This window comes from Streptomyces sp. NPDC060184, assembly GCF_042728795.1.
GTDB lineage: Bacteria > Actinomycetota > Actinomycetes > Streptomycetales > Streptomycetaceae > Streptomyces.
On the sequence record NZ_JBHWYX010000021.1, the window covers coordinates 26998 to 53148 of the forward strand.

At 71.0% G+C, this 26151-nt stretch carries 30 protein-coding genes and 1 other RNA gene; 18 read left to right on the forward strand and 13 right to left on the reverse strand.

What is annotated here, in order from left to right; all coding sequences use genetic code 11:
• Window positions 1-62: 62 nt before the first annotated feature.
• Window positions 63-701 (reverse strand): hypothetical protein, encoded by a 639-nt coding sequence (locus ACFWEE_RS16100; RefSeq protein ID WP_386889583.1) that lies wholly within the window; start codon window positions 699-701, stop codon window positions 63-65.
• Between the two features lie 220 nt (window positions 702-921).
• Window positions 922-1893 (reverse strand): LysR family transcriptional regulator, encoded by a 972-nt coding sequence (locus ACFWEE_RS16105; protein WP_386889585.1) that lies wholly within the window; start codon window positions 1891-1893, stop codon window positions 922-924.
• Window positions 1894-2030: 137 nt separating this feature from the next.
• Here ACFWEE_RS16105 and ACFWEE_RS16110 point away from each other — a divergent pair, with 137 nt between their 5' ends.
• Together ACFWEE_RS16110 and ACFWEE_RS16115 are read left to right on the forward strand one after the other, a co-directional pair.
• Window positions 2031-3296, forward strand: a complete 1266-nt coding sequence (locus ACFWEE_RS16110; RefSeq protein ID WP_386889751.1) for an MFS transporter — start codon at window positions 2031-2033, stop codon at window positions 3294-3296.
• 155 nt (window positions 3297-3451) lie between these two features.
• Window positions 3452-4690, forward strand: a complete 1239-nt coding sequence (locus tag ACFWEE_RS16115) for an alginate lyase family protein (RefSeq protein ID WP_386889587.1) — start codon at window positions 3452-3454, stop codon at window positions 4688-4690.
• A 293-nt stretch (window positions 4691-4983) separates the two neighbouring features.
• On the opposite strand, the gene ssrA is transcribed toward ACFWEE_RS16115, so the two are convergent.
• From ssrA to ftsE, 5 genes are all read right to left on the reverse strand, one after another.
• Window positions 4984-5370: a transfer-messenger RNA gene (gene ssrA / locus ACFWEE_RS16120) on the reverse strand.
• 155 nt (window positions 5371-5525) lie between these two features.
• Window positions 5526-6014: an SsrA-binding protein SmpB gene (gene smpB / locus ACFWEE_RS16125; RefSeq protein ID WP_386889589.1), complete on the reverse strand. Its 489-nt coding sequence runs from the start codon at window positions 6012-6014 to the stop codon at window positions 5526-5528.
• Window positions 6015-6032: 18 nt separating this feature from the next.
• Entirely contained in the window at window positions 6033-7220 is a 1188-nt protein-coding gene (locus ACFWEE_RS16130; protein WP_386889591.1) for a S41 family peptidase, read from the reverse strand.
• A 68-nt stretch (window positions 7221-7288) separates the two neighbouring features.
• The gene (ftsX, locus tag ACFWEE_RS16135; protein ID WP_386889593.1) at window positions 7289-8206 is read right to left on the reverse strand and encodes a permease-like cell division protein FtsX; all 918 of its coding nucleotides are present in this window, start codon (window positions 8204-8206) and stop codon (window positions 7289-7291) included.
• A 47-nt stretch (window positions 8207-8253) separates the two neighbouring features.
• Window positions 8254-8943, reverse strand: coding sequence for a cell division ATP-binding protein FtsE (gene ftsE, locus ACFWEE_RS16140; protein WP_328721403.1), 690 nt, complete (start codon window positions 8941-8943; stop codon window positions 8254-8256).
• 442 nt (window positions 8944-9385) lie between these two features.
• Between ftsE and ACFWEE_RS16145 the strand changes: the two genes are divergently transcribed.
• A complete protein-coding gene (locus ACFWEE_RS16145) occupies window positions 9386-9583 on the forward strand; it encodes a hypothetical protein (protein WP_386889595.1) in 198 nt (65 codons plus the stop codon).
• A 227-nt stretch (window positions 9584-9810) separates the two neighbouring features.
• Here ACFWEE_RS16145 and ACFWEE_RS16150 read toward each other — a convergent pair whose 3' ends face one another.
• The 4 genes from ACFWEE_RS16150 to ACFWEE_RS16165 form a co-directional block, all read right to left on the reverse strand.
• Window positions 9811-10680 (reverse strand): hypothetical protein, encoded by an 870-nt coding sequence (locus ACFWEE_RS16150; RefSeq protein WP_386889597.1) that lies wholly within the window; start codon window positions 10678-10680, stop codon window positions 9811-9813.
• A 377-nt stretch (window positions 10681-11057) separates the two neighbouring features.
• Window positions 11058-12164 carry a peptide chain release factor 2 gene (prfB, locus tag ACFWEE_RS16155; protein ID WP_327176069.1) on the reverse strand — a complete coding sequence of 369 codons (1107 nt, stop codon included), beginning with the start codon at window positions 12162-12164 and terminating at the stop codon, window positions 11058-11060.
• A gap of 150 nt (window positions 12165-12314) precedes the next feature.
• Window positions 12315-13556 (reverse strand): serine/threonine-protein kinase, encoded by a 1242-nt coding sequence (locus ACFWEE_RS16160; protein WP_386889599.1) that lies wholly within the window; start codon window positions 13554-13556, stop codon window positions 12315-12317.
• Between the two features lie 314 nt (window positions 13557-13870).
• Window positions 13871-15568 (reverse strand): serine/threonine-protein kinase, encoded by a 1698-nt coding sequence (locus tag ACFWEE_RS16165; protein WP_386889601.1) that lies wholly within the window; start codon window positions 15566-15568, stop codon window positions 13871-13873.
• 99 nt (window positions 15569-15667) lie between these two features.
• Between ACFWEE_RS16165 and ACFWEE_RS16170 the strand changes: the two genes are divergently transcribed.
• Window positions 15668-16615, forward strand: a complete 948-nt coding sequence (locus tag ACFWEE_RS16170) for a tyrosine-type recombinase/integrase (protein WP_386889603.1) — start codon at window positions 15668-15670, stop codon at window positions 16613-16615.
• Here ACFWEE_RS16170 and ACFWEE_RS16175 read toward each other — a convergent pair.
• Window positions 16593-16862 carry a hypothetical protein gene (locus tag ACFWEE_RS16175; RefSeq protein WP_386889605.1) on the reverse strand — a complete coding sequence of 90 codons (270 nt, stop codon included), beginning with the start codon at window positions 16860-16862 and terminating at the stop codon, window positions 16593-16595. The two genes, ACFWEE_RS16170 and ACFWEE_RS16175, sit on opposite strands and share 23 nt — an antisense overlap.
• A 164-nt stretch (window positions 16863-17026) precedes the next feature.
• Window positions 17027-17419 (reverse strand): hypothetical protein, encoded by a 393-nt coding sequence (locus tag ACFWEE_RS16180; RefSeq protein WP_386889607.1) that lies wholly within the window; start codon window positions 17417-17419, stop codon window positions 17027-17029.
• Window positions 17420-17947: 528 nt separating this feature from the next.
• On the opposite strand from ACFWEE_RS16180, the gene ACFWEE_RS16185 reads away from it, so the two are divergent.
• The 14 genes from ACFWEE_RS16185 (at window position 17948) to ACFWEE_RS16250 (ending at window position 26117) form a co-directional block, all read left to right on the forward strand.
• Window positions 17948-18232, forward strand: coding sequence for a hypothetical protein (locus ACFWEE_RS16185; protein ID WP_386889609.1), 285 nt, complete (start codon window positions 17948-17950; stop codon window positions 18230-18232).
• 91 nt (window positions 18233-18323) lie between these two features.
• Window positions 18324-18767 (forward strand): hypothetical protein, encoded by a 444-nt coding sequence (locus ACFWEE_RS16190; protein ID WP_386889610.1) that lies wholly within the window; start codon window positions 18324-18326, stop codon window positions 18765-18767.
• Window positions 18764-19411, forward strand: coding sequence for a hypothetical protein (locus tag ACFWEE_RS16195; RefSeq protein ID WP_386889612.1), 648 nt, complete (start codon window positions 18764-18766; stop codon window positions 19409-19411). Before ACFWEE_RS16190 ends, ACFWEE_RS16195 begins: the two co-directional genes overlap by 4 nt.
• The gene (locus ACFWEE_RS16200) at window positions 19408-19554 is read left to right on the forward strand and encodes a hypothetical protein (protein ID WP_386889614.1); all 147 of its coding nucleotides are present in this window, start codon (window positions 19408-19410) and stop codon (window positions 19552-19554) included. The genes ACFWEE_RS16195 and ACFWEE_RS16200 overlap by 4 nt, the downstream gene beginning before the upstream one ends.
• Window positions 19547-19750 (forward strand): hypothetical protein, encoded by a 204-nt coding sequence (locus ACFWEE_RS16205; RefSeq protein WP_386889616.1) that lies wholly within the window; start codon window positions 19547-19549, stop codon window positions 19748-19750. Before ACFWEE_RS16200 ends, ACFWEE_RS16205 begins: the two co-directional genes overlap by 8 nt.
• Window positions 19750-20142 carry a hypothetical protein gene (locus ACFWEE_RS16210; RefSeq protein WP_386889618.1) on the forward strand — a complete coding sequence of 131 codons (393 nt, stop codon included), beginning with the start codon at window positions 19750-19752 and terminating at the stop codon, window positions 20140-20142. Before ACFWEE_RS16205 ends, ACFWEE_RS16210 begins: the two co-directional genes overlap by 1 nt.
• A complete protein-coding gene (locus tag ACFWEE_RS16215) occupies window positions 20139-20945 on the forward strand; it encodes a hypothetical protein (RefSeq protein WP_386889620.1) in 807 nt (268 codons plus the stop codon). The genes ACFWEE_RS16210 and ACFWEE_RS16215 overlap by 4 nt, the downstream gene beginning before the upstream one ends.
• A gap of 13 nt (window positions 20946-20958) precedes the next feature.
• Complete coding sequence (locus ACFWEE_RS16220; RefSeq protein ID WP_386889622.1) at window positions 20959-21579, forward strand: hypothetical protein; 621 nt, start codon at window positions 20959-20961, stop codon at window positions 21577-21579.
• 97 nt (window positions 21580-21676) lie between these two features.
• Window positions 21677-22216, forward strand: a complete 540-nt coding sequence (locus tag ACFWEE_RS16225; protein WP_386889624.1) for a hypothetical protein — start codon at window positions 21677-21679, stop codon at window positions 22214-22216.
• Between the two features lie 98 nt (window positions 22217-22314).
• Window positions 22315-24819: a phage/plasmid primase, P4 family gene (locus ACFWEE_RS16230; protein WP_386889626.1), complete on the forward strand. Its 2505-nt coding sequence runs from the start codon at window positions 22315-22317 to the stop codon at window positions 24817-24819.
• Window positions 24816-25079, forward strand: coding sequence for a hypothetical protein (locus tag ACFWEE_RS16235; RefSeq protein ID WP_386889628.1), 264 nt, complete (start codon window positions 24816-24818; stop codon window positions 25077-25079). The genes ACFWEE_RS16230 and ACFWEE_RS16235 overlap by 4 nt, the downstream gene beginning before the upstream one ends.
• Window positions 25076-25420: a hypothetical protein gene (locus tag ACFWEE_RS16240; RefSeq protein ID WP_386889629.1), complete on the forward strand. Its 345-nt coding sequence runs from the start codon at window positions 25076-25078 to the stop codon at window positions 25418-25420. The genes ACFWEE_RS16235 and ACFWEE_RS16240 overlap by 4 nt, the downstream gene beginning before the upstream one ends.
• Window positions 25417-25866 (forward strand): hypothetical protein, encoded by a 450-nt coding sequence (locus tag ACFWEE_RS16245; RefSeq protein ID WP_386889631.1) that lies wholly within the window; start codon window positions 25417-25419, stop codon window positions 25864-25866. Before ACFWEE_RS16240 ends, ACFWEE_RS16245 begins: the two co-directional genes overlap by 4 nt.
• Window positions 25863-26117 (forward strand): WhiB family transcriptional regulator, encoded by a 255-nt coding sequence (locus ACFWEE_RS16250; protein ID WP_386889633.1) that lies wholly within the window; start codon window positions 25863-25865, stop codon window positions 26115-26117. Before ACFWEE_RS16245 ends, ACFWEE_RS16250 begins: the two co-directional genes overlap by 4 nt.
• Window positions 26118-26151 lie beyond the last annotated feature (34 nt).

Sequence of the window (26151 nt, forward strand, 5' to 3'; positions counted from 1 at the left end):
GGCAATCGACGCTTGGCCTTCGCCTTGCGGCGACTCCTGACCAGCGGTGCGGGCTGAGTCATTTACGGGGTGCTGCTTTCTGGTGATGCAGTCGGGTCGGTGGTGGCGGGGGCCGCCGGATCCTCGGACGTGACGGGCGGGTCGACGGGATCCGGGGTCGCGGCGCCGGTGGGCGGCGCGGAGACCGAGGCCGACGCGGAAGGCTTGGTGCTCGTTCCGCCCGTCGTCGCGGCCGATCCGGCCGGCTGGCCGGCGGTGGGGCTCGCGGCGGGGTTCACGGCGGACGACGGCGCGACGGAGGTGCTGGTCGACGGGTCGGTACCGGCCGGATCGGCGTCGCCCGTGGCTCCGGCGTCGGGCGTCGGGCCGGTGGTGGCGCCCGGGTCGGTGGCGCCAGAGAGGCCGGCCGAGCCGGAGGGGTCGGCGGAGGGCGCGTCCGCGTCCTTCTCCTCGCTCTTCTGCTGCTCCTGGCTGGTGAGCGGCAGCCACGGGGCCGCCGAGCTTCCGCCGAGGAGCGAGAGGACGAGGATGGTGGCGAACGCGGCACAGCCCAGGGCCACCAGCCAGCCGACCCGTCGGAAGTTCTTGCTCCGACGGCCGCTCTCGTCCACGAAGACGGGGCCGTCCGAAGCCTCCGGCGTGCCGGGTTCGGTCGTGAGCTCGGAGAGCTGACGCCCCAGCCCGTCCAGCTGAATCGTCACGTCATGAGGCTCATGGCTGTGCCCGGTCCGGGTGCCTTCTCGCCAATTTTCCACAGGTGTACGCACATCCCCCACTCAATGATTCCGGCACACACGAATGACTGGTTTCATGCCGTCGGACTGGGTCCCCACCCCGTCCGCGCACCGCGTTCCCCATGTGCCCGGACTGATGAATGTAGCGCACGATGCTGACGCCAATGTCCCCGGATCGGGTTGTTCTTCACCCCTGGGACGCCATCGCCGCAGCGTCCGCTTCGGGCAGCCAGGAACCAGGTGGACGTACCATCCACCCTTCTGACGACTGAAGTTGAACAACGGCGGTACGGAGCGCGTCCAGACCGGGGTGGCGCATCCCCTTCCGGTGGACCAGCAGGAGCGGGGAGAGCGGGACGGGGCGCACGAGGGGGCGGAGCACGGTGCCCGGAAGCGGAGGAAATCCGACAACTGCGAGCACCGGGTGCCCTGTCTTCGCCATGATCCGTTGAAATTCGGCCACTCCTACGGCAAGCGGAGTGGGCGGTGCCAGATGGATGCCCCACTCCTCGAAAAGAAGTGCGGCAAGGCCGGTCCACTCCAGGGTGCGCGCATTGCCCGCCCCTGCGTAGACGGTTTCCCCGGCCAAATCGGCGAGGGCGACGACCTCGCGTGGAGCGAGAGGATGAGCGGACGGCAGCAGGACGGCCATCGGCTCGTAGCGCACCGGCAGCGTGGCCAGCCCGGCACGGACGGCCGGGTCGAGGCCGCCGGCCCGGCCGAAGGAGGCGTCCAGCCGCCCGGCGAGGATCTCCCCGGCCGCCCAGGTGAGACCGGACTCGAACCGCGCCATCAGCTCGCACTCCGGGGCGAGTTCGCGCGCCCGGTCGAGGACCCGGGCGGCGGTCATCCCGTCCGTGTTCAGGTCCACGAGGAGCGGCCGGGTCGCCGCGTCGGCGAAGGCGGCGCCCAGGGCGGCGTGCGCGTCGAGCACCCGGCGGGCGTGCGGGACGAGCCGCTCGCCGTCCGGAGTGAGAACGACCTGCCGGGTGGTGCGGACGAACAGCGCGGTACCGAGCAGCCGCTCCAGCCTGCGGATGTCCCGGCTCAGCGCCTGCTGGGCCACGAAGAGGCGGGCGGCGGCCCGGGTGAAGTGCAGGTCCTCGGCGACGGCGAGGAAAGCGCGCAGCAGCCGGGGGTCGAGGTCGGGGACGGTCACCGGGGGAATCTACAACACAGATGCGTGAATCGGGCACGGACCGGTGTTGGACCGGACGCCCGTGCGCGGCCGAGGCTGTCGGAGTGCCGAACCCCGCTCCCACCACCGCCTCCACCGCCTCGCCCGCACCCTCCCCGATGCCCGCGGGGCCCGACGCCTCCCCCGCGCCCTCCCCGGTATCCGCGATATCCGCGGGACCCGCCCCCTCCCCCGCAGGGCCCGCGCCCCGCAACGCGTACCTGCGGCTGCTGCGCACCCCGGGCGCCCGCGGCTTCACGGCGGGGAACCTGCTCGCCCGGCTGCCGATCGGGATGTTCAGCGTCAGCGCGGTGCTGATGATCGCCGGGTCGCGCGGTTCGTACGCCCTGGCGGGAGCGGTGACCGCCACCGGCCTGGTGGCGACGGCCGTGGTGGCTCCGCTGACGGCCCGGCTGGTCGACCGGTACGGCCAGGCCCGGATCGCGGTGCCCGCGACCGCCTTCGCCGCCTCCGGCTCGCTCGCGCTGGCGCTCTGCGTCCGTCTCGGTGCCCCCACCTGGACGCTCTTCGTCGCGTACGCGGCCACGGCCACCGCCCCCAACACCGGGGGGATGTCCCGGGCCCGCTGGTCCCATCTGCTCCGGGACGACCCGGCCGCCCTGCACACCGCCAACTCCTTCGAGCAGGCCGCCGACGAGCTCTGCTTCATGCTCGGCCCGGTCCTCGCCGCCGCCCTCTGCGGCACCCTCTTCCCGGAGGCGGGCACGGTCACCGGGGCGGTGCTGATGATGACCGGCATCCTGGTCTTCGCCGCCCAGCGCGCCACGGAGCCGCCGGTGGCACCCCGTACCGTCCGGGCGCGCTCCCCGTTCCGCTCCCCCGGCATGCCCGCGCTGCTCGCCGTGTTCCTGGCGACGGGCGCGGTCTTCGGCACGATGGAGGTCACCTCGATCGCGCACGCCGGGGGCGCCGTCCTCGCGCTCCAGGCCACCGGCTCCTGCGTGGCAGGACTGCTCTACGGAGCGCTGCGCCCGGCCCGTGACCTCGGTCGCAGGCTGGCTCTCTGCCTGGCCGCGATGACCGCGCTGATGTGCCTGCCGCTGCTCGCGGTGGCCACCACCGGCTCGCTGCTCGTCCTCGCGCTCTGCCTGCTGGCGGCGGGCGCGGCGACCGCGCCGACCATGGTGACCGGTATGACGCTCGTACAACGCCTGACCCCCGCGGCCCAGTTGAACGAGGGCATGACCCTCGCGGTGACCGCCCTGCTCGGCGGTGTCGCGGCCGGCTCGGCCACCGGCGGCTGGCTGGTGGAACACGCGGGCACGGTCCCGGGGTACGCCGCCCCGGCCTGCGCCGCCGGACTCGCGTGCGTCGTCTCGGCCGTGGGCACGGGACGGGCGGGGCGCGCCAGGGCCACCGGCTGACCCGCAGACACTCCGTTCACGTGGATGAACAGGGGATGAGCTGGGGCTCTCGCGTACGGTCTTGACGGCTTCCTGGTCTGTACCTATGGTCACCGCCCAGCAGGCGTGTTCAACCCCCAGTGCTTCGTTCACATACGAGAACGGATGACCCCCACATGCCAGTCACCCCCGCACCCTCCCCCACCTCCGCGTTCCGCCGCCGCCCCCGGCGCCCCGGACTGCTCCTCACCGCGACCGCCGCGACGGCGGCGCTCGTGGTCGGCTTCCTCTCGGGCCCCGCCGCCCCGCACGCCGAGGCCGCGCCCACCACCTTCACCCACCCCGGAGTCACCGTCTCCCGTGGCCAGTTGGACTTCGCCCGCACCCAGGTCAACGCCGGCGCGCAGCCCTGGAAGGGCGCGTACGACCAGATGATCGCGAGCGGTTACGCGAGTCTGAGCCGCACCGCCAAGCCCCGCGCGACCGTCGAGTGCGGCTCCTACTCCAACCCCAACAACGGCTGCACGGACGAGCGCGAGGACGCGATCGCCGCGTACACCGACGCCCTCGCCTGGTACATCACCCGCGACGAGCGGTACGCGAAGAAGTCCATCGAGCTGATGGACGCCTGGTCGGCGACGATCACCGGCCACACCAACAGCAACGCCCCGCTCCAGACCGGCTGGGCGGGCTCCTCGTGGCCCAAGGCCGCCGAGATCATCAAGTACACGTACACCGGGACCTGGGCCAACTCGGCGCGTTTCTCGACCATGTTGCGGAACGTCTATCTGCCGCAGCTCATCAACGGCTCCAACTCCAACGGCAACTGGGAGCTGTCGATGATGGAGGCCGCCGTCGGCATCTCCGTCTTCCTGGAGGACAAGACCTCCTACGACAAGGCCATGGCGAAGTTCCGCACCCGCACGGCGGCGTACGTCTACCTCGCCTCGGACGGCGCGGTGCCCAAGACCGTACCGAGCCAGAACCTCGACACCACCGCGAAGATCGTCAGCTACTGGCAGGGCCAGTCCACCTTCGTCACCGGGCTCACCCAGGAGACCTGCCGCGACTTCACCCACACCGGCTACGGCATCTCGGCCATCTCGCACATCGCGGAGACCAGCCGTATCCAGGGCCAGGACCTCTACGGCACGGACGTCGGCGAACGGCTGCGCCAGGCCCTCGGCTTCCAGTCCAAGTACCAGCGCGGCGAAGCCGTCCCGAGCTGGCTCTGCGGCGGGTCCCTGAACCTCGGCCTCGGCCCCGTCACGGAGGTCGGCTACAACGCCCTGCACAACCGCCTCGGCATCGCCATGACCAACACCCAGGCCCTGACCGAGCAGAACCGCCCGGCGGGCAGCAACAACCTCTTCGTGGCCTGGGAAACCCTGACCCACGGGGACAACCCGAACTGAGCCGGTCGGATTCCGCACGGCCGGTCCGGTCGGTCCGGTCGGCCCGGTCGGTCCGCAGCGCCCCGGGCCACCCGGGCCGGCCATCGGGGGCAACCTCACCCGGCCGACCGAACGCAGCGACATCACTCTCCCGTTCCCGCGAAAGGGCTGTCCTGCGATTCCCGGCGGGACAGCCCTTGGCGAGCGCGAAAGAACGCGGGAGGGCGAGAAGCAAAGCCGGAAGCGAGAAGGTCCGGAGCGCGAAAAAGCCTCTGCCCCGCGAGCGGACTCGCGGGGCAGAGGCTTACATGGGGTGGTGGAGATGGCGGGAATCGAACCCGCGTCCAACGGTGCGGAACCAGGGCTTCTCCGAGTGCAGTTCGCTACGCTTTTCTCGGCCCCGGAGGTCACGCGAACAAGCCTCCGACAGGCTCAGCCACTGTTTGATTTCCTCCTAAACCCCGTGACCGGGCTTAGAAGTTTAGATCCCTAGTTGATGCCAGGATCCGGGTCGGGACCACCCCCGGGCTGACACTCCGCAGAGTCTTCGCTAGCTGCTAATTAGGCAGCGAGGGCGAAGGCGGAGGAATCGCGCTTGGAATTGGCGATTATTGTTTGCGACATATGGTTTACGAGATCATTGTCGCTTCCTCGACTCGCTTCCCCTGCTTCGACATCCGCTGTCGAAACCGATCATCCCCATGTTGATTTTTCAATACGCGCACCCTCGTCGGGGTGCACGGTCCATCGTACGTGACCAACGGCGCACGATGCCAGCGTATTCCCTCCGGTCACCCCCGCCGTGCGCCCGCTCCGGGCCCCGGTCCGCACGCGAACGCGCCCCGGGACCGTCCGGTCACGCGCTGCGCTGCCGCCGGCGTGCCGCCGCGATGGCGCGGTTGGTCTCGCGGGTGTCCTGCTTCTCGCGGAGCGTCTGGCGCTTGTCGTACTCCTTCTTGCCCTTCGCGAGCGCGATCTCGACCTTGACCCGGCCGTCCTTGAAGTACAGGGCGAGCGGGACGATGGTGTGCCCGGTCTCCTTCGACTTCGACTCCAGCTTGTCGATCTCGGCCCGGTGCATCAGCAGCTTCCGCTTGCGCTTCGCCGCGTGGTTGGTCCACGTGCCCTGCACGTACTCCGGTACGTGGATGTTGTGCAGCCACGCCTCGTGCTGGTCGATCTGGACGAAGCCGTCCACCAGCGAGGCCCTGCCCATCCGCAGGGACTTCACCTCGGTCCCCATGAGCACGAGCCCGCACTCGTAGGTGTCGATGAGGTGGTAGTCGTGCCGCGCCTTCTTGTTCTGCGCGATCATCTTGCGCCCGGTGTCTTTTTCCTTGGCCATAGTGCGGTCATTTTCGCACTACGACCCACCCCCGAGGCCACTCAATACCGTCTCGGCCCGTTCCAGGGCCCCCGTGCCCACCACCAGGTCCGGGGTGATCCCCCGGCCCTCGACCCCCCGGCCGCCCGGCGTGCGGTACTGCCCGACGGTCAGCTCGGCCACCACACCGTCCGACAGTTCGCTCGGCATCTGCACCGCGCCCTTGCCGAAGGTGGGCGAACCGACCGTGACCGCGCGGCCCCGGTCCTGGAGCGCGCCGGTCAGCAGCTCGGCGGCGCTCATCGTGCCGCCGTCGACGAGCACCACGAGAGGCCGGGTCGTGTCCCCGCCCGCGTCCGCGTACAGGGCGCGCTGCTCCCCGTGCACGTCGTACGTGGCGACCAGGCCGCCGTCGAGGAAGGCGGAGGCGGCGACGACCGCCTCGCCGACCAGGCCGCCGCTGTTGGCGCGCAGGTCCAGCAGGATTCCGGCGTCGCCGGGGGCGGACCGTACCGCGTCGCGGATCTCGTCGCCCGCGCCCCGGGTGAAGGCCGTCGCCTTGATCAGCACGGTGGAGGTGGGGGCGGTGCCGAGCCGGCGCACGGTGACGGGCTCGGTGGTGAGCCGGGCGCGGCGCAGGAACTCGGTGCGGGCGCGGCCGTCGCGTTCCACGCCGAGGACGACGGAGGACCCGGGCTTCTCGTCCGTACCGTCCCCGCGCAGCCGCGCCACGATCTCGGCGACGGGGCGCCCCCGGGTACGGGTGCCGTCCACGGAGGTGAGTACGTCGTCGGCGCGGATGCCCGCGCGGTCGGCGGGGCCGCCGGGTTCGACCCGGGCCACCCGCACCCGGCCGTCGGCGGTGCGGCGGGCGGAGAGGCCGACGCCGGTGTACGAACCGTCGAGGGCCTGCTCGAACTCCTCGTACTCCCGCTCGTCGTAGACCGCGCCCCAGCGGTCGCCGCTGCGGCTGACGAGTTCCTCGGCGGCCTGGGTGGCGGACTTCCCGTCCGCGGCGGCTCCGGCGGCAGCCGCCGCCAGTTCCTGGCGGTCCACGGGGGCGGAGGACGAAGCGGCCGGGCGGGGCCGCGCGCCGGCGCGCGCGGGCTCGTCGCGCGGCAGCGATCCGGTGGCCGCGCCGGTGGCGAGCACTCCGGCGAACACCAACGTCAGGGCCGCCCCGCGGCGCAGGCCGCGGGGCCCGTACCGGTACAAGGGCCCCTGCATGGCAGCGAGTCTAGGACAAACCCCCTGGGCCGCACGGGTCCTTCCCCGCGCGGCCCAGGGGGCGCATGTCACACCTTGAGGTACTTGCGGAGCGCGAACAGCGCGGCAACAGCGGGCATCAGAAGCCCGATCGCGAGGACCAGCGGCAGCTTGGTGATGACCGCGTCCCAGCCGATGAAGTCGATCAGGTTCAGCTTGCTCTGCAGGGAGAGGCCGGCGTCGATGAGGAAGTAGCGGGCCGCTATCAGCAGAACACAGGCCAGCAGACCGCCGATCAGCCCGGCGAAGGCCGCCTCCATGATGAACGGCATCTGGATGTAGAACCCCGAGGCGCCGACGAGCCGCATGATGCCGGTCTCGCGTCTGCGGCTGAACGCCGACACCCGCACGGTGTTGACGATCAGCATCAACGCGATGATCAGCATCAACGCCATGACGAACAGGGCGGCGACGTTCATGCCGTTCATCAACTCGAAGAGGTTGTCCAGGATCGATCTCTGGTCCTGGACGGACTGCACCCCGTCACGGCCGGCGAAGGCGGTGGCGACGACCTTGTACTTCTTCGGGTCCTTGAGCTTGACGCGGAAGGACTCCTGCATCTGGTCGGGCGTGATGTTGCCCGCCATCTGCGTGTCGCCGAACTGGTCCTGGTAGTGCTTGTACGCCTGGTCGACCGTCTCGAAGGTGACGGTGTCGACGGCCGCCATCTTCTTGAGGTCCTGCTCGATCTCCTTCTTCTGCGCGTCGGTCACGGCGCCGCTGGAACACTTCGGCGTGTCCAGGGCCTCGTCCTTGTTGCACAGGAAGATGGAGACGTTGACCTTGTCGTACCAGTAGTCCTTCATCGTGCTGACCTGCTCGCGGAGCAGCAGCGCGCCGCCGAACAGGGCGAGCGAGAGGGCGACGGAGACCACCACGGCGAAGGTCATCGTGAGGTTGCGCCGAAGACCGACGCCGATCTCCGACAGGACGAACTGGGCGCGCATGGCGTCCTTTCAGTACTCGATGCTCAGATGCTCGGTGCGGGGGCCGCTCAGTGCTGGTAGCCGTAGACGCCGCGCGTCTGGTCACGCACGAGGCGTCCCTGCTCCAGCTCGATGACGCGCTTGCGCATCTGGTCGACGATGTTCTGGTCGTGGGTCGCCATGATCACGGTGGTGCCGGTCCGGTTGATCCGGTCCAGCAGCTTCATGATGCCCACGGAGGTCTGCGGGTCGAGGTTGCCGGTCGGCTCGTCCGCGATCAGCAGCATCGGCCGGTTGACGAACGCCCGCGCGATGGCGACGCGCTGCTGCTCACCGCCGGAGAGCTCGCCGGGCATGCGGTCCTCCTTGCCGCCGAGGCCCACGAGATCGAGCACCTGCGGCACGGCCTTGCGGATCTCACCGCGCGGCTTGCCGATGACCTCCTGCGCGAAGGCCACGTTCTCGGCGACGGTCTTGTTGGGGAGGAGGCGGAAGTCCTGGAAGACGTTGCCCAGTTGGCGGCGCATCTGGGGCACCTTCCAGTTGGACAGGCGCGACAGGTCCTTGCCGAGCACATGGACCGTGCCCTGACTCGCGCGCTCCTCACGGAGGATCAGGCGCATGAAGGTGGACTTGCCGGAGCCCGAGGAGCCCACCAGGAAGACGAACTCGCCCTTCTCGATCTCCAGGGAGATATCGCGCAGCGCGGGGCGACTCTGCTTCGGGTAGGTCTTCGAGACGTTGTCGAATCGGATCACGGAGGCACCATGGTCGGCCGGGAGTATGTGTGCGTGACCCTACGCGAATGGATCCCGGCCGCGCAGGCGGCGTCTACGGATGGGTGATTTATGCCGGAACATGAGCGGGGACACGTCGCCCCGGGCCCGCGCACCGGAACGCGTGGACGCCCTCCGCACCCCCGTCACGACCGTGCGTGACCGACCGCGCGGTGGTCCCTTCCGGTGTCCCGTACGGCACTCCCCGACGGGCCGCGCCGAAAGACGCCGGAGCTGGCACAGTGGTAGGGGGAACGGTCACGCTCCCCGGAGCGTTGTGCGGACGGACACCCGGACGAAAAGCCGCCCCGTTGCGCCGGATCGGCCGCCCGTGCGCAGAACAGTGTGCGCAGAACAGTGTGCGCAGCACGGCCGGCCGGGACGGCCCAGGACGATTCCGCCGCGCGCGGGAGGAGGAGTGCGCATGACCTACGACAGACTGGTGTGCGCGAACTGTGCGGCGCCCGTGAACGAGGGCCGCTGCCCCGTCTGCCGCGCGAGCCGCGAGCGCCTGCGCCAACAGGACCAGGGCCCGTTCGGCGGGATGAACCCGATGGTGCTGATCGCCCTGCTCGTGGTGCTGGTGTGCGCGGTCGCGCTGCTGGCCCAGCAGATGGCGTAGCTCCAGCAGCCCCGCCCGTCGCCCCGGACCGTCACCCCGGCGTGCCGCCCTTGGCCATGCCGCCCGGCACCCCCGGCCGGGAAGCGCCCACGGGGCGCTCGTGCGGGCTCCTGTACGACTCCGAGGGGCGTCGCACTCCTCCAGGCCACGCGTGAGGGCCCGGGGAGCGGTGAAGCTCTCCCCGGGCCCTCAGCGGTGTTTCCTGGCGCTGCCTATGAGCCGGTGGCTCAGACGGCGGTGCGACCGGCCGCCAGACGCGGCAGGAAGCGGAAGCCGATGCCGCCGGCGATCATCGTCGCGGCGCCGAGCAGCAGGAAGGTGGTCTCGGCCGCACCGGTCTCGGCGAGCTCGTCCTTGCCCTTGCCCTGCTCGACCGGCTGGTTGCCGACGCTGTCAGTGTCGGTGTTGTTCGACTCGACGCACTCGGCACCGTCGAGGGTGACGGTGCAGGTCTCGTCGCCGCCGGTGGACGAGCCGCCGGTGGAGCCGGAGCCGCCCGAGGCCGACGAGCCGCCGTCGGTGGACGAGCCCGTGGTGCCGGTCGTGCCGGTGCCGGTCGTGCCGGTGGTACCCGCCGAACCGTTGCCGCCCTGGTCCGTGGCACCGTCCGCGCCCTGGTCCGTCGCGCCGTCCGCGCCCTGGTCCGTGGCACCGTCGGCACCCTGGTCCGTGGCACCGTCCGCGCCCTGGTCCGTGGCACCGTCCGCGCCCTGGTCCGTGGCACCGTCCGCGCCCTGGTCCGTCGCGCCGTCGGCACCCTGGTCCGTCGCGCCGTCCGCGCCCTGGTCCGTCGCGCCGTCCGCGCCCTGGTCCGTGGCACCGTCCGCGCCCTGGTCCGTCGCGCCATCGGCACCCTGGTCCGTGGCACCGTCCGCACCCTGGTCCGTCGCGCCGTCCGCGCCCTGGTCCGTGGCACCGTCCGCGCCCTGGTCCACGGCACCCGCGTCGTCGCCCTCCTCCTGACCCTCAACGCCGATGGAGGGCACCTGCTCGGGCGCGATGGCCTGCGCCGCACCCGCGGCGGTCAGGGAAGCGCCGGCGGCGATGATGGCGCCGGCCGCTATGCGCGCGATACGTACGCGCGTCTTCTTCGTCATCTGCTGCTACCCCCAGTAGCCGATCTCGTCGATGGAGCAGCACGGTGCGGGACCCGGCTCTGCGAGGTTCGCTCCGAACCGGGCCGCGTACTGCGCGGTCGTCCGGTCCGCCCCCACTCCCACCTGTCCCAGTCAACGCATGCTGCTCCAGCACCCTGACCAGAGTTAAGGATTACGTCAAGAGCGTTCCGGGCGATTGATGACCCCGTGGGGCTTCTGACGGTTATTCACTCCCACGACTGTGACGCAATCAGTACGCCGCCGCCCCGCACCAACCGCCACGCGCCTCGCCGACCGCCCGCCCGCGCCCGCTCCCGGGTACGCGAAGGGCCCGGGCGGAGTATCCCTGCCCGGGCCCAACTGCCGTACGCGTACGGTTACTTCTCGCCCTGCTTCCGCCAGCGGATGCCCGCCTCGATGAAGCCGTCGATCTCACCGTTGAAGACCGCTTCGGGGTTGCCCATCTCGAACTCCGTACGCAGGTCCTTGACCATCTGGTACGGGTGCAGGACGTACGAACGCATCTGGTTGCCCCAGGAGTTGCCGCCGTCGCCCTTGAGCGCGTTCATCCGCGCCTGCTCCTCCTGGCGGCGGCGCTCGAGGAGCTTCGCCTGGAGGACGTTCATCGCGGACGCCTTGTTCTGGATCTGCGAGCGCTCGTTCTGGCAGGAGACGACGATGCCGGTCGGCAGGTGGGTCAGCCGCACCGCGGAGTCGGTGGTGTTGACGCCCTGGCCGCCGGGGCCGGAGGAGCGGTACACGTCCACGCGCAGCTCGGACTCGTCGATCTCGATGTGGTCGGTCTGCTCGACCACGGGCAGCACCTCGACGCCCGCGAAGGACGTCTGGCGGCGGCCCTGGTTGTCGAAGGGCGAGATCCGGACGAGCCGGTGGGTGCCCTGCTCGACGGAGAGCGTGCCGTAGGCGTACGGGACCTCGATCGCGAAGGTGGTCGACTTGATGCCGGCCTCTTCGGCGTACGCCGTCTCGTAGACCTCGGTCTTGTAGTTGTGCCGCTCGGCCCAGCGCAGGTACATGCGCTGCAGCTTCTCGGCGAAGTCGGCGGCGTCGACGCCACCGGCCTCGGCGCGGATGGTGACCAGGGCCTCACGGGCGTCGTACTCGCCGGACAGGAGGGTGCGGACCTCCATCTCGTCGAGCGCCTTGCGGACCGATTCCAGCTCGGTCTCGGCCTCGGCGAGGGTGTCCGCGTCGCCCTCGTCCTGGGCGAGCTCGAAGAGCACCGCGAGGTCGTCGATGCGACCGCGCAGCGTCTCGGTCTTGCGGACCTCGGCCTGGAGGTGGGAAAGCTTGCTGGTGATCTTCTGGGCCGCCTCCGGGTCGTCCCAGAGGGACGGCGCCGCCGCCTGCTCCTCGAGCACGGCGATGTCCGCCCTCAGGGAGTCCAGGTCCAGGACGGCCTCGATCGACCCCATGGTGGACGAGAGGGACTTCAGCTCTTCGGAAATATCGACGACTGCCACGGGTCCAGCGTAACGGCTGGACGGGTGAAGCTCGCCCTCCCCCGGCTTCCGGGGCCGTATCCCCTGGTCCGGACCCTGCCCAGGGGAGCCCGGTCCGGCCGGTCGGAGGGCCGCCCGGCGGTGCGGGGGCCCTCCGACCGGCGGCCGGCCTCAGGGCGTGTCGGGGGCGGAGCTGCCGCTGTCCTGCGGGGTGGCGCCCGCGTCGTCGCCGCCGGTGGCCAGCCAGCCGCCCACCGCGACCGCCGCGACGAGCACCACGGTGGCCGCGCCCAGGGTGAGGCGGCGCTTGCGGACGGCGGCGGACTTGTTCCGGGCCGAGCCGGGGCGCGGGCCGGGGGCCCTGGGGGCGCGGGCGGTGCCGAGGGGGCCGCCGGCCAGTTCGTCCGGGGCGGGCACCCGCATGCTGGTGTGGGTGTCCCGGTTGGAGTCGGGCGTCGCGCCGGGGACCAGCGGTACGGCGCCCCGGCGGCGCGGCTCCTCGTCGGCGGGGGTGTACTGCTGCTCGTCGTAGGCCGGACGAAGTTCCGTTTCTTCTTCGCCGGGCTCGTCCACCTCCAGCGGGCCGATGCCCGCCAGCATCGGCAGCAGCTCCCGCAGCCGGCCGCCCAGCTCGCCCGCCCGCAGCCGGGAGGCGGGGGCCTTGGCCAGGCACTGGACGAGCAGCTGCCACAGCTCCTCGGGGATGCCGGGGAGCGGGACGACGGTCTCCGTCACGTGCCGGCGCAGCACCGCGCCCGGGTGGCCGCCGCCGAACGGTGTGAACCCGGCGAGCAGCTCGTACAGGACGGTCGCGAGGGCGTAGATGTCGACGGCGGCGCGCGGCGGTAGCCCTTCGACGATCTCGGGGGCCAGGTAGTCCGGCGTGCCGATGATCCGGGTGGTGCGGGTGCGCAGCGGGGTGTCGATGAGCTTGGCGACACCGAAGTCGGTGAGGAGTGCGGGGTGCGAGCCGCCGGGGCCGAGCGGGCCCTCCATGTCGAGCAGGATGTTCTCCGGCTTGACGTCCCGGTGGACCACTCCGGCGGCGTGCGCGGCGGCGAGGCCGTCGGCGACGTCCGCGACGATCGCGACGGCGGCCTCGGGGGCGAGGCGGCGCTCGCGGTCCAGCCGGGTGCGCAGGTCGGTGCCGCGCACCAGGCGCATGACCAGGGCGAGGTCGTTGCCGTCGACGACCAGGTCGTGGACGGCCACCACGTGCGGATGGTCGAGTCCGAGCAGCGCGGTGCGTTCCCGCACGAAGCGGCCCACGAGCTCCTGGTCGGACGCGAGGTCCTCGCGGAGGAGTTTGATGGCGACGGGCCCCTCGGGCCCTTCGCCGAGCCACACCGTTCCGGCGCTGCCGCGCCCCAGGATCTGGTGGGCGGTGTACCGGCTGCCGATATTCCGTGCCAAGACTGCTCCCTCAGCGGCTGGCGGTGAACCCCGGTCGACAAAGTTACGCGGCGACCGGGGGGTTGCGTGCCCCGGACGGCGCCAACCCTCCCCTCCGGGGGCGAAATGCGGCGGTTAGGGCCCCGAAGGAGTCGACAAAGGTACAGAGTTGATGCGGTGCGGAGACGCGGCCGAGACGACGCGGAGACCTGCGGGAAGGGTACGGGGACCTGCGGGGACGGTACGGAGAAGGTACCGGCCCCGGTCCGGCGGGTCGGGGACGCCTCGCGCGGGCGTCGCGGACCCGCCGGTCCGGCGGTTTCGGGCGCGCCGGATCAGGCGCTGCCGCCGCCGAGGCCGGAGACCCAGTCGGTCACCGAGCCGATCGCGTCGCCGATCGCCTCCCAGTACCCCTTGCCTTGGTCGACCCAGTCCTGAAGCGGCGTCAACTCCCAGATGAGCCAGCCCGCGACGATGAGCAGCACCACGGTGAACAGGCAGCCCTTGAGGCAGCCGAGCCCGGGGATCTTCATCGGGTTGGCGCTGCGCTGCCGGGGCGGACGCGGTTCGCGCGGGGCGGGGGCCTGCGGCTGCTGCGGGGGCGCGTACGCCTGGCGCTGGGGCTGCTGCTGCGGGGCGTACTGCTGGGGCGGGTATCCCTGCTGCTGCGGGTAGTCCTGCCGCTGGGGCTGCTGCTGGTAGCGCTGCGGCTGTTGCTGCTGCGGCGGGTACTGCTGGTGCTGGGGGCGCTGCTGGGGCTGCTGCCGCTGCGGGGGCTGCTGCGGCGGCTGCTGGCGCTGGGGGCGGCGGCGGAGCGGGTCATCGGCCGGGTCGAGGTACTGGACCTGGGTCTGTTCGTTGCGGTCGCGCGCGGCCTGGAGCTGGGACTGCCAGGGGTGCGCGGGGTCCGGCTGCGGGGGCCCGTCCGGGCGCTGCGGAACGGGCGGCAGCACGGCGGTGGGGTCGGCCGCGCCACCCGGGCCGCCGGGGAACTGCCCGTGCTGCAGGACGCTGGTGGCGGCGTTCGGGTCGTACCCGTCGGCGCCGAAGGGGCCGCCGGAGGAGTTCGGCAGCACCTGCGTCGGGTCGGCCGCGCCGGGCGTCTCCGGTACGGGCGCGGGCGCCGGGTCCGGGGCGAGCAGCGCGCCGACACCGTCGGCTGCCGCGATCTGGGCGGAGTTGGCGTGCACGCCGATACCGGCGGCGACGGTACGGAGCGCCCGGGCCAGGTTCTCGGCGCTGGGCCGCCGGTCGGGGTCCTTGCTCAGGCAGCGCTCGATGACCGTCCACAGGGGTTCGGGGACGGTGGAGGGGCGGCGGGGCTCCTCGCTGAGGTGGCGGTGGAGCACTTCGAGCGCGGTGCCTCCGGCGAACGGCGGGCGGCCGGTGACCAGCTCGTACAGCAGGATTCCGGCGCCGTAGATGTCGACGGCGGAGGTCTGCGGGCGGCCCTCGGCGGACTCGGGGGCCACGTACGCGGGTGTGCCGACGAACTCGTGGGTGCGGGTCAGCCCCGGGGAGTCGGCGAGCCGGGCGATGCCGAAGTCGGTGAGCATCGGGCGCATGGTGCCGTCGCGTTCGTCGAGCAGGACGTTGGCGGGCTTCAGGTCGCGGTGGACGACCCCGTCGGCGTGGCTGGCGGCGAGCGCGTCGGCGATCTGCGCGGTGAGCAGGGCGGCGGCGACCGGGGTCAGCGGGCCGTTCTCCCGGAGGTAGCGGTGCAGGTCGGGGCCGTCGATGAGGTCCATGACCAGGGCGAGGAGATCCCCTTCGACCACCAGGTCGCGGGTGCGCACGATGTTCTCGTGGGTGAGCCGGAGCAGCACGGAGCGCTCCCGCAGGAACCGCATCACCACATCGGCGTCGTTGGCGAGCTCCTCCTTGAGGACCTTGATCGCCACGGTCTCCCCGGGCTGCCCCGCGACGGCCGCCTCGGCCCCCGCGGTCTCCCGCTGGCGGGCTCGCCAGACGGTGCCCGTGGCGCCGCGTCCGAGGGGCTCTTCGAGCAGGTACTTGCTGCCTACCGGCCGCACGGCTGCACCTCAATCAAGTCGGTGACCTGGTGTTTCGACCCTACAGACTTCTTCAAAGCGGTTGTACAGCGCTCATAGGGCGGATAAATTCTTGGAGGCATGGACACCGCACGGGGGCCATTCACCCTCCTCCTCCGGTCGTGGGAGCTATCACTCCGCTCCGACAACAAATCGCCCGAGACCATCCGCGCCTACCTCTTCTCCGCGAATCTGTTCGCCGACTATCTCACTGATCCCCCGCCCCCCGCGAAAGACTCCGACGCACCGCCCCCGGTTGCGGTCGACGATGTCCTCGACATCACGCGCGCGCACGTCCAAGCGTTCATCGTTCACGAGATCGCCCGGACCTCAGCCTCCTCCGCACGCTCCCGGTTCCTCGGGATCCAGGCGTGGCTGAAGTGGCTGATCGCCGAGGGGGAGCTGGAGCGGTCCCCCGCCGAGGGCGTCAAGGCGCCCCAGGTCGAGGTGCCCGAGGTGCCGATTCTCACCACGGACCAGCTCCAGCTATTGCTGAAGAGCGTGACCGGCCGGGAGTTCGCTGAGGTGCGCGACCGGGCGATGATCATGCTGTGGCTCGACTCAGGCGTCCGGCTCTCCGAGGTTGTCGAGCGCGTCCTCGACGACGTCGACCTGGACATGCAGGTGATGCACGTCATGGGCAAGGGGCGTCGCGGGCGCGCAGTGCCCTTCGGCACGAAGACCGCGCAGGCCGTCGACCGGTACCTCCGGACCCGCGCCCGGCACCCGTACGGCAAGACCGTGGACCACCTGTGGATCGGGCAGAAAACGAAGAAGCCGCTCACCGTGTCCGGCGCAGGGAAGCTACTCGCCCGCCGCTCGGAAGCCTGCGGGCTGGGGCGCATCCACCCGCACCAGTTCCGGCACACGTTCGCGCACATGTGGCTCGCGGCCGGCGGGACGGAGACCGACCTGATGCGGATCACCGGGTGGAAGTCGCGGTCCATGGTCGACCGGTACGCCCGCTCCGCCGGTGCGGAGCGGGCCCGGGAACAGCACCGGAAACTCAGCCCGGGAGACCGCCTGTAAGGCGGTGCTCGCCGTCCGGGTGAGGTGCGGCGGCAGCAGAGGGCGGTTCGTCGTCGGGCCGCATGTGCTCGCCCGGACGCGCGCGGCTCCACCGGTTCGAGTCGACGCCCTCTTGGAAGAGCTCGGTCAGCGCCTCGGCGATGCGCTCAGGTGGCCACGAGAAGTCGATGGCCAGGTCGTAGGAGGTGAGGCTGTCTCGAAGGGCGACGGGTGCCTCGCCGCGTAGGTCCATGGCGCTCACGTGCACGCGCGGTCCCCTTGTCATCCGACCCCCATTCCCATGCATGCATATGCCGCACGCACGTTCGAATCGCACGAGGTCGTGTCACTCTACGCTCATACCTGCTCTATTGGCGTCACCTAAACGAGTGCATCCGAAACCCGCCACGGTGGCGAAAACGCGTGCGAATGTTACTGAGAGGTATGAGAACGCTCAACGAACGCCCGGACTGTAGGCATGTCCTCGCCCTGGCGTCTACTGCTGTGCGCGACCCGGACCACCGCGTCGTCGTCACCTGGCGGCACGCCGAACGGGTCGTCAACGACGACTCCGACGTACTGAGCCATCGCCGCCGCCTGCACGTCGGCGACGGGCACGCCGAGGCCGGCGGCGATGGCGCGCAGAACCTCTGGCGTGATCTTGATGCGGTGCCCCGTCACCAGGTTCCCTGCGGTGCTCTTCGACACCGTCGTCCCGGTCTCGGGGTCCACGGCTTGCTGGGCGAAGGCGCGGATCGTGAGGTCGCGCCCCTCGCCCACGTGCTCCTGCACGAGGCGCGTGAGCGCTTCAGTCTGATCCGGCATTTTTGAGCCCTTTCGCATCCACGTGTCCACGTTGCGCCCGCTCTGCCTGATGGAAAAGCCAAGTCAGGCACGGGTAAGGCAACCCTCCCCCGTGGACAGCATTGTCCACGACCATGGACACGCCTCGCTACCGGGCGCGAACTCTTTGGCGCAACTTTCCCCTGGATGCTCGTCCAGGAAAGTGGACAAGCGCTGTTCTAAGTGCCATGCTGAACCCGTCCAGAAACGTGGACACCGGACGGAGGATCGTGGCCAGACGCTACCGAGTGCACAACGGAGCCCTGCTCAGACGGCTGCTCGACAGCCCACGCGACGGGGAACCGAGGAGCGTACGGGAGCTGGCCGACCGAACCGGGCTCAGCAAAAGCAAGATCCAGGCCCTCGTAGACGAGGACCGGCCAACCGTCACCGCAGACGAAGCACGAACCCTCGCCAGGGCGTACGGGCTTGCGCCCCGCGCACTCGTACACCCTGCGTCCATGTCCATGGACATGGACTCCGATCCCCTCACACGAAAGGACGGCACCGATGGACCCCCTCACCCCGGAGCAGCGGTCGCTCCGCGCACGCCTCGCGGTCCAGACGAGCTGGGCGAACACGCTCGACCCGGCGTCGCGGACGGCGAAGGCGCGAGCCGCGGCGGACACCCGGTTTGAGCAGCAGGCCCGCGAGCTGCACCCGGGCGCCACGGACGAGCAGATCGCCCGGGTCGCGAAGCACCTGAAGTCGGCCCACTTCTCGCGGATGGCGCTCGCCTCGGCCAAGTCCCGCGCCGCGAAGGCCCGGACCGCCGGTCGCGTCGCCCTCGCCTGACCGACTCCACGAAAAACGGGGCCGCCCGGACGGCCAGGTCCGATGCAGCCCCTGCCGGCAGTACCCCAACACGAACGAAATGAGGACCACCGTGTCCAACGACCCTACCCCCACCACCCACGACGAGGTGTTCGCCGAATCCAGGCGCAGCATCCAGCGCGCACTCGGCCCGGACTGGCAGGCCGGCCGCCACGAGCCCCGCGACGCGGAGGCGGAGATCATCACGCCGACTCTCGACGAGATGGCCGCCGCGCCCGGAGCCACGCAGACGAAGTACCGCGTCACCTACATCCGCGTCGGCCACCACGGCGGACGAGACGGCAGCCCGGCCCCGGCCCCGCTCACGCTGTGGACGGTCACCGCCGACAGTCTCCTCACGTACATCGCGAAGGACATCCGCTCGTACCTGCTGTCCGACGATGTCGAGGTCGTCATCGACCTGGAGACCATGACCGGCTCCATCTACGCCGGGTTCCGGAACGCCGGGTCCTTCACGCTGGAGGCGCTTCAGGTCGCCGAGGGCGGTGCCGCATGAGCGCCACCGACACCGTGCGCCGCGCGCTCCTCGCCACGGGCCGCACCCCGGGCGAGACCGAGCATCTGCTCGCCGAACTCACCGCGCCCACCACCCACCCGATGGACGACCAGCGCCTCGACGAGATCCTCGACCGCGCCAACGCGGCGACCCCGGGCCCGTGGTGCACCGACTCGTGGGAGATCTACCAGGGGGCCGAATACGAGCCGGGGATCTCCGTCTGGATCGGCGAGACGTGCTCCGCCGGGGAGATGGACCAGGACCGGGCCGACGCCGAGTTCGTCGCCGCGGCCCGGAGCGATGTGCCGGCACTCGTCGCCGAGGTGCAGGCGCTGCGCGCCAAGGTCGACAAGCTGGAGGCGGCGCAGGCCGGCGCCGCGTCGGCCGCACTCGTCGACTTCGCCGAGCGGCTGACCGCGAAGGCCAGGTCGCTGGGCGGCGCGTACCTCCCGGTCGACCAGGTGTGTACCGCCCTCCGCACCGTCGCCGCCAACCCGACGCAGGGCAGTGCGCCCAGCGCGCAGCCCGAGTACCGGTTCTGCGGCGCCGACCTCGGCCGCGACGAGTCCCCGTTCACCTGCAACCGGCGCATCGCCCACCAGGGTTCGTGCTCCGGCGAGATGGACACCGAGGTGACCTCGTGAACACGGTCCTCTTCATCACGGGTGCCTCGCTCACCGCGTACGGCTGCTGCGCCGCGCTGGTCGTCGCCGTCCTCGACGACCACCACCCGGTGGCCCGGATCATCCAGCTCGCCCAGCTGATCGGCGGTGCCCACCGTGGCTGACCGCAGCGTCTTCGGCGGCGAGCACCGCCGCCCGCGGGCCGACGGGATCGGCCACAGCCAGCGCGAACTCCAGGACCGGTCGTCCTTCGACCAGGCGCCGCCGGCCGGAGTCGGATGCCTCATCGCCCTCCCCATCAGCCTCGCCATGTGGGCGGGGATCCTCACCGCCGCCGCGCACACGATCGGAGCCATCTGATGTTCGGACAGAAGAGCCAGCGCATCACCGAACTGGAGGCGCTCGCCGCGAAGCGCGCCGAGCGGATCACCGAGCTGGAGGACGACGCCCGGGGCCTGCGGTACAGCAGCCGCCACCACGCGGAGTTGGCCGACCGGCTCGGACAGCGCGCCCTGATGACGACCGGCGCCCACGCGCACACCGTCCTCGCCCTGGGCCGGGTCTCCGTCCGCCTCCACCGCATGATCCGGGCCTGCGCCCGGGAGCGCGCCGAGAACGCGGGGCTCCGGGCCCAGCTCGCCACGCTTCAGGCGGCGTACGACAACGCGGTCGGGCTCGACGTCCCCGCGCTCGACGAGGGCGCGAACTGGCAGTCCCGGCGCGCCGACACGCGCAAGGAGTACGTCGCGTGATCGCCACCGGGAACGACGAGTACTCCCAGCGGATGGCCGAGCAGCTCGGCCAGTTCATCATCGACGCGGACAAGAACGCCGGGCGGTCGCAGCAGAAGGCGATCGGGCCCAGCGAGGTTGGCGAGCCGTGCGAACGGCAGCTCAGCTACAAGATCCTCGACTGGCCCGAGACGAACACCAACCGCGACCCGATCGCGGCGATCATCGGCACGGGTTTCCACCTGTGGATGGCCGAGAAGTTCGAAGCGCGGCAGGCGCCGACACCGGACGGCACCCCGCGCTACCGCATCGAGGAACGCGTCACCGTGCGCGACAGCCCGTACGACGCGGCGCGCCTGGCCGGGAGTTCCGACCTGTTCGACCGGCTGCGTCACGACAACCTCGACTGGAAGCTCGTCGGGATCTCCTCCCACGACAAGTACCGCACGCAGGGCCCCGGCGAGAAGTACCGCGTCCAGGCCCACCTGTACGGCATGGGCCAGGAAAACGCAGGCGAGGAAGTCCACCGCGTCGTCGTCGTCTTCATCGCCCGACACCACGAACTCCGCGTCCACGTCTGGTCCGAGCCGTACGACCGGACCATCGCCGAGACCGCGCTCACCCGGCTCGACCGCATCCGCGACCGCGTGCTCGACCTCGACCCGGAGATGCACCCCGAGACCTGGGACGAGATCCCGATTCCCGACCGGCCGAACTGCCGCTTCTGCCCGTGGCTGGCACCCGGCTCCACCGACCTGTCCATCGGCTGCCCCGGGGCGGTCTCGCCCAACGCGGGCGCCTCACTCCACTCCCTCATCGCCTGAACCAGGAGACACCATGACCAGCCCCACCCCGCCCAGCGCCAACGACTTCCTCATGGGCGGAGGCGGCGCCCCGTCCGCCGCGTTCCCCACGCCCGGGACCATCGTCGGCGGCACCATCACCGAGACCCCGGTGGTCCAGCAGCAGCGCGACCTCAAGGACGGGTCGCCCAAGTTCTGGTCCGACGGCAACCCGATGATGCAGATGGTCGTCACCGTCCAGACCGAGCAGCGCGACCCGGGCAACCCGGACGACGACGGGAAGCGGCGCCTCTTCGTCAAGGGGCAGATGAAGAACGCCATCGCCGACGCGGTCCGCGCCGCCGGCGCCCCGGGACTCCAGGTCGGCGGCGTCCTCGAAGTCGCCTACACCCACGACGGGCAGGTCACCCAGCGCGGATTCAACGCGCCCAAGCAGTACAGCGCGCGGTACACCGCGGCCAGCCCGGCGAACGCCTTTCTCGGCAGCCCGGCGGGCAGCGCCCCCTCGGTGCCCGACCCGTGGGCCACGCAGGCGGCGCCCACCGCCGCACCGACCCCGCAGCCCACCCCGGCGCAGCAGGCGCTCCTCCAGCAGCAGGCCGCGGCAAGCGCCGCGAGCGCCACCGCCGCCCCGGTCGAGGCCCCGCCGTTCTGACCGTCGCCCCGCCTCCCCACCATCCCCGCCTGCCGCCGCGAGACACCCCTCGCCCGCGGCGGCAGGCGGCCCAAGCCACACCCACTCAGGAGCTTCAGTGAACATCGAGGTCCAGGTCGACGAGATCACCCTCTCGACCATCGTTGGCGAGATCGTCAGCTTCGACGAGGACGGCGAACCGTACTCCGACGGCGGCGGAAAGACCGTGGCAGACCTGGTTGCCGAACGCATCGTCACCAAGCTGGTTCAAGACGAGCGGTGGCCCAGCCTCCGTGACCGCATCACGCAGATTCGAGACGAGGAAATCCGGGCTGCGGTCCGCCCCGCCATCGACGAGGCAATCAACCGGCCCATCAAGAAGACGAACCACTACGGCGAGGCCACCGGCCAGGAGACAACGCTCTCCGAGGTGATCGTCGAAGAGGCACGCAAGATCATGACCCAGCCCGCCGACAGGTACCGGAGCGAGCAGGGCACCGTTCTCCAGCAGACCGTCCGGGCCGAAGTGAAGAACGCCTTCGACACGCAGATCGTCGACGCCGTCAAGACCGCTCGCGACCTCGTCAGTGGCCAGATCGGCACCATCGTCAGCGAGCAAATCCAGGCCGCCGTCAGAGCTGGCCTTGCCAAGCGCTGACCCACCCTGCCCGACCGGTGACCACGCCGGGGCCAGCGGTGCAACCCCGCTGGCGGGCACTCAGAACCAACCTCCCAAGCCCTCTGCAAGGAGCGACATTGAACACGCTGGACACGGCCCTCGCCCTTGGCGCTGCTGGCTGCTCCGTCGTCGGCGTGCGGGCGGACGGCAGCAAGCGCCCGGTGGGCGACTGGAAGCAGTTCCAGGCCCAGCGCGCCACCGAGGCCCAGCTCCGCGCGACCTTCGCTCACCAGCCCCCCGGGGTGGGGATCATCTGCGGTGCCATCTCCGGCGGACTCGAAATGCTGGAGCTCGAAGGCCGCGCCGTCGACGAGGGCGTCCTCGACGAGCTGGTCGAGATCCTCACCGGGTCCGGGCTCGGCAACCTGTGGCAGCGCATCTCCACCGGGTGGATGGACCGGTCCCCGAGCGGCGGCCTCCACCTGCACTACCGCGTCGAGAGTGGCGTCGTCCCGGGGAACACGAAGCTGGCCTCGCGGCTGACCCGCGAGGACGAGCTGCGGGACGACCAGCGCACCGTCATCGCCCAGCACCCGGACAAGAAGTTCCCGCTCCCGTTGATCGAGACCCGAGGCGAAGGCGGCTTCGTCGTCACCTCGCCGTCGCACGGGCCGGTCCACCCGACCGGGCGCCCGTACGAACTCCTCACCGGGGGACCCGCAACCATCCCCACGATCACCCTGGACGAGCACCGGGCACTCCACACGGTGTGCCGCATGCTCGACCAGATCCCCGTGGACGAGCCGATGGCGCCGCCCGCGCCGCAGCACCCGGACACCGACGCGGCGACCGCGTTCCTCTTCTCCAGTGGCGACCGCCCCGCAGGCGGGCTCACCCCGGGGGACGACTTCGAGCAGCGCACCAGCTGGGCCGACATCCTCACCCCGCACGGATGGAAGCGCATGTTCGTCTCCGGGCAAACGTCCTACTGGCAGCGCCCCGGGAAGGACGGCCGGGAACCCTCCGCCACCACGGGCCGGGCCATGGACCGCGACCGGCTGTACGTCTTCACCACGAGCACCGAGTTCGTCGCCGAGAAGCCCTACACCAAGTTCGGCGCCTACACCCTCCTCAACCACAGTGGCGACCACTCGGCCGCCGCGCGCGAACTCCGCCACCGCGGCTACGGCGAACGCGCCCCGGAACCTGTGCGCCACCTCGCCGCAGTGCCTGCCCCGCGCCCGCCGGCCACCGACGGCACCGCGGCACTCGCCGTGCTGGAGCACCCGACCGCGACCGGGCAGCCCGGCCCCGACACGTACACCCGGACCGATGACGGGAACGCTCTCCGCCTCGTTGATACCCACGAGCACGAGATCCGCTACGTCCCGCAGCGCGGGAAGTGGCTCCGCTGGGACGGGCACCGCTGGGCATGGGACGACGCGGGGACCGTACGCGAGATGTCCCGGGCCATCGCCCGCGCCCTGCCCAACGGGGAAGGCGAAGCGAAGCACCGGGCACGGTCGCTGTCCACCGCCGGGATCTCCGCCATGGTGTCCATGGCCCAGACCGACCCGCGGATCGTCGCGCACGCGGCCGACCTCGACGCGCACCGCATGCTCCTTAACACCCCGAGCGGCGCCGTCGACCTGGCCACTGGGGACATGGTCGCGCCCGACCCGACGCAGATGCACACCCGCTCCACCGCCGTCGCCCCGGACAAGGAACTGCCCACCCCGAAGTGGGACGCCTTCCTCGCCCAGACCTTCGGCGGCGACACCGAGCTGCTGAAGTACGTCCAGCGCATGGCCGGATACTCCGCCTCGGGCAGCGTGAAGTGGCACGTCCTCCCCTTCCTCCACGGCGGCGGCGGCAACGGCAAGGGCGTCTTCCTCAACGTCCTCCGGTCGCTCCTCGGCGACTACGCGGCCACCGCACCGAACGCGTTCCTCATGGCCGGGGCACAGCGCCACGAGACCGAGATCGCCCGACTCCACGGGCTCCGCCTCGTCATCGCGTCCGAGGTCAACCAGGAGGCGAAGTTCGACGAGGCGAAGGTGAAGGAGCTCACCGGCGGCGACGGGCTCACCGCACGGTTCATGCGCCAGGACCACTTCACGTTCGAACCGACGCACAAGCTCTGGCTGATGGGCAACCACCAGCCGCGCGTCTCCGCCGGCGGGAAGAGCTTCTGGCGGCGCCTTCGCCTCATGCCGTTCGTCCGCACCCCGGAGAAGGTCATCGAGGACCTCGACCTCCTTCTCATCTCCGAAGAGGGGCCCGGCATCCTCGCCTGGGTCGTCGCCGGGGCGGTCGCCGTGTTCCGCGACGGCCTCAACGACCCGGAGTCCGTGAAGGCCGCAACCGCCCAGTACGCGGCCGAGGAAGACGCGCTGGCCCGCTTCCTGGAGGAGGCGTGCCACGTTGGCGGCGGCCTCCAGGTCCGCACCGTCACCGAGGTGTTCCGCGGTGCGTACGAGAAGTGGTGCCGCAACGAGGGCGAGGAACCTCTCGTGGCACGGCAGCTTGGCCGCGAGCTGAAGGACCGCTTCGGCATTGTTCGCAAGGGCTCCAACGGCACCTACTCGTACGCCAACGTCGCCCTCATCCCGGCGGCTGACGATCGGTGGGACGACGAATGAGCATGATCAAAGTTCCGTTGGAGTTCCGTTGCAGTGCCGTTGAAAGTGCCGTTGAAAACCAGCATCACCGCAGCTCACAGGCGGTCAGTTCCATCAGTGCCGTTGAAACGGGCTATCCAGCTCCGTGCGCACGCAAGAAGCACAATGCCGAGAAACCGGCCCTAACGGCACTGATGGAACTGCCACCCAAGGTGACCTGCGGAAACGGCAGTTCCATCAACGGCACTGCAACGGAACTGCCCCATGGCGGTGCGCGATGACCGACCGCCACCTCCACCCGGCCGTCGCCGCGCGCCTCGCCGCGTCCGCCGACCACGCGAAACCGGGCACCTGCCGCGTCTGCGGCGCCAACGTGCTCACCGCGCGGGCCGGCCGGGTTGCCGCGCTCGACGTGGTGGCGGATCCGAACCCGGTCACCGCAGCCACCGAGCAGGCCGTCCGGGCCGCCGGCGGGCTCACCTGGCACCTGATCACCACGGGCCTGGGCGCCCAGCGCATCACCTGGCGCGGAGCCACCGCGATCCGCGCCGGACCACCAAAGTGCCCCGTCCTCGCCGACCACACGTGCCCACCACAACCAGTGCAAGAGAGGCTCCTGTGATTCCTCGCCGCTTCACCATCGCCCTCCCCACGGGGATGCGGCTCCTCAACGTCAACGAGAAGCTCCACCACCGGCCCAAGGCCGAGTACGTCAAGGCGCTGCGGGGCGCCGCCATGCTCCAGTGCAGCGAGAACCCCGCGATGCGAGCCGCGCTCGCCGCAGCCAACCCGGGGCCCGTACTGGACCACGCGTACATCCTCGGGATCATCCACCCGGCGACCCGCCGGCGCGCCGACCCGGCGAACTGGTACCCGTCGTTCAAGGCCGCGGTCGACGGGCTCGTTGACGCTGGGGTGCTGGAGGACGACGACCACCTTCACCTCGTCGGCCCGGACATGCGCCTCGGCCCGGTAGTGCGCGGGGGGCAGATTGTCCTTCACATCGAGGAGTTGACGCCCGAGCGTCACGCCGCGTTCCAGTGGGCGGACCGGGTGATCGCGTCATGAGCCCCGACATCGACGCGCAGGCGATCTGCGCCCAGACCGACCCGGAGATCTTCTTCCCCGAGCGGGGCGAGGGCGACAAGGTCCGTGCCGCGAAGCAGATCTGCCTCGGCTGCCCGGTGCGCCGGGCCTGCCTCGCCGAGGCACTCGCCACCGAGGGCAACGCCTGCGCCGACAACCGCCACGGCGTCGTCGGCGGGTGCACGCCCCGCGAGCGGGCCCGGATCGCGCGTGGCTGGAGGACGGCCGCGTGACGACTGCACTCGACCGGGCCCGGCAGCTCCTCGA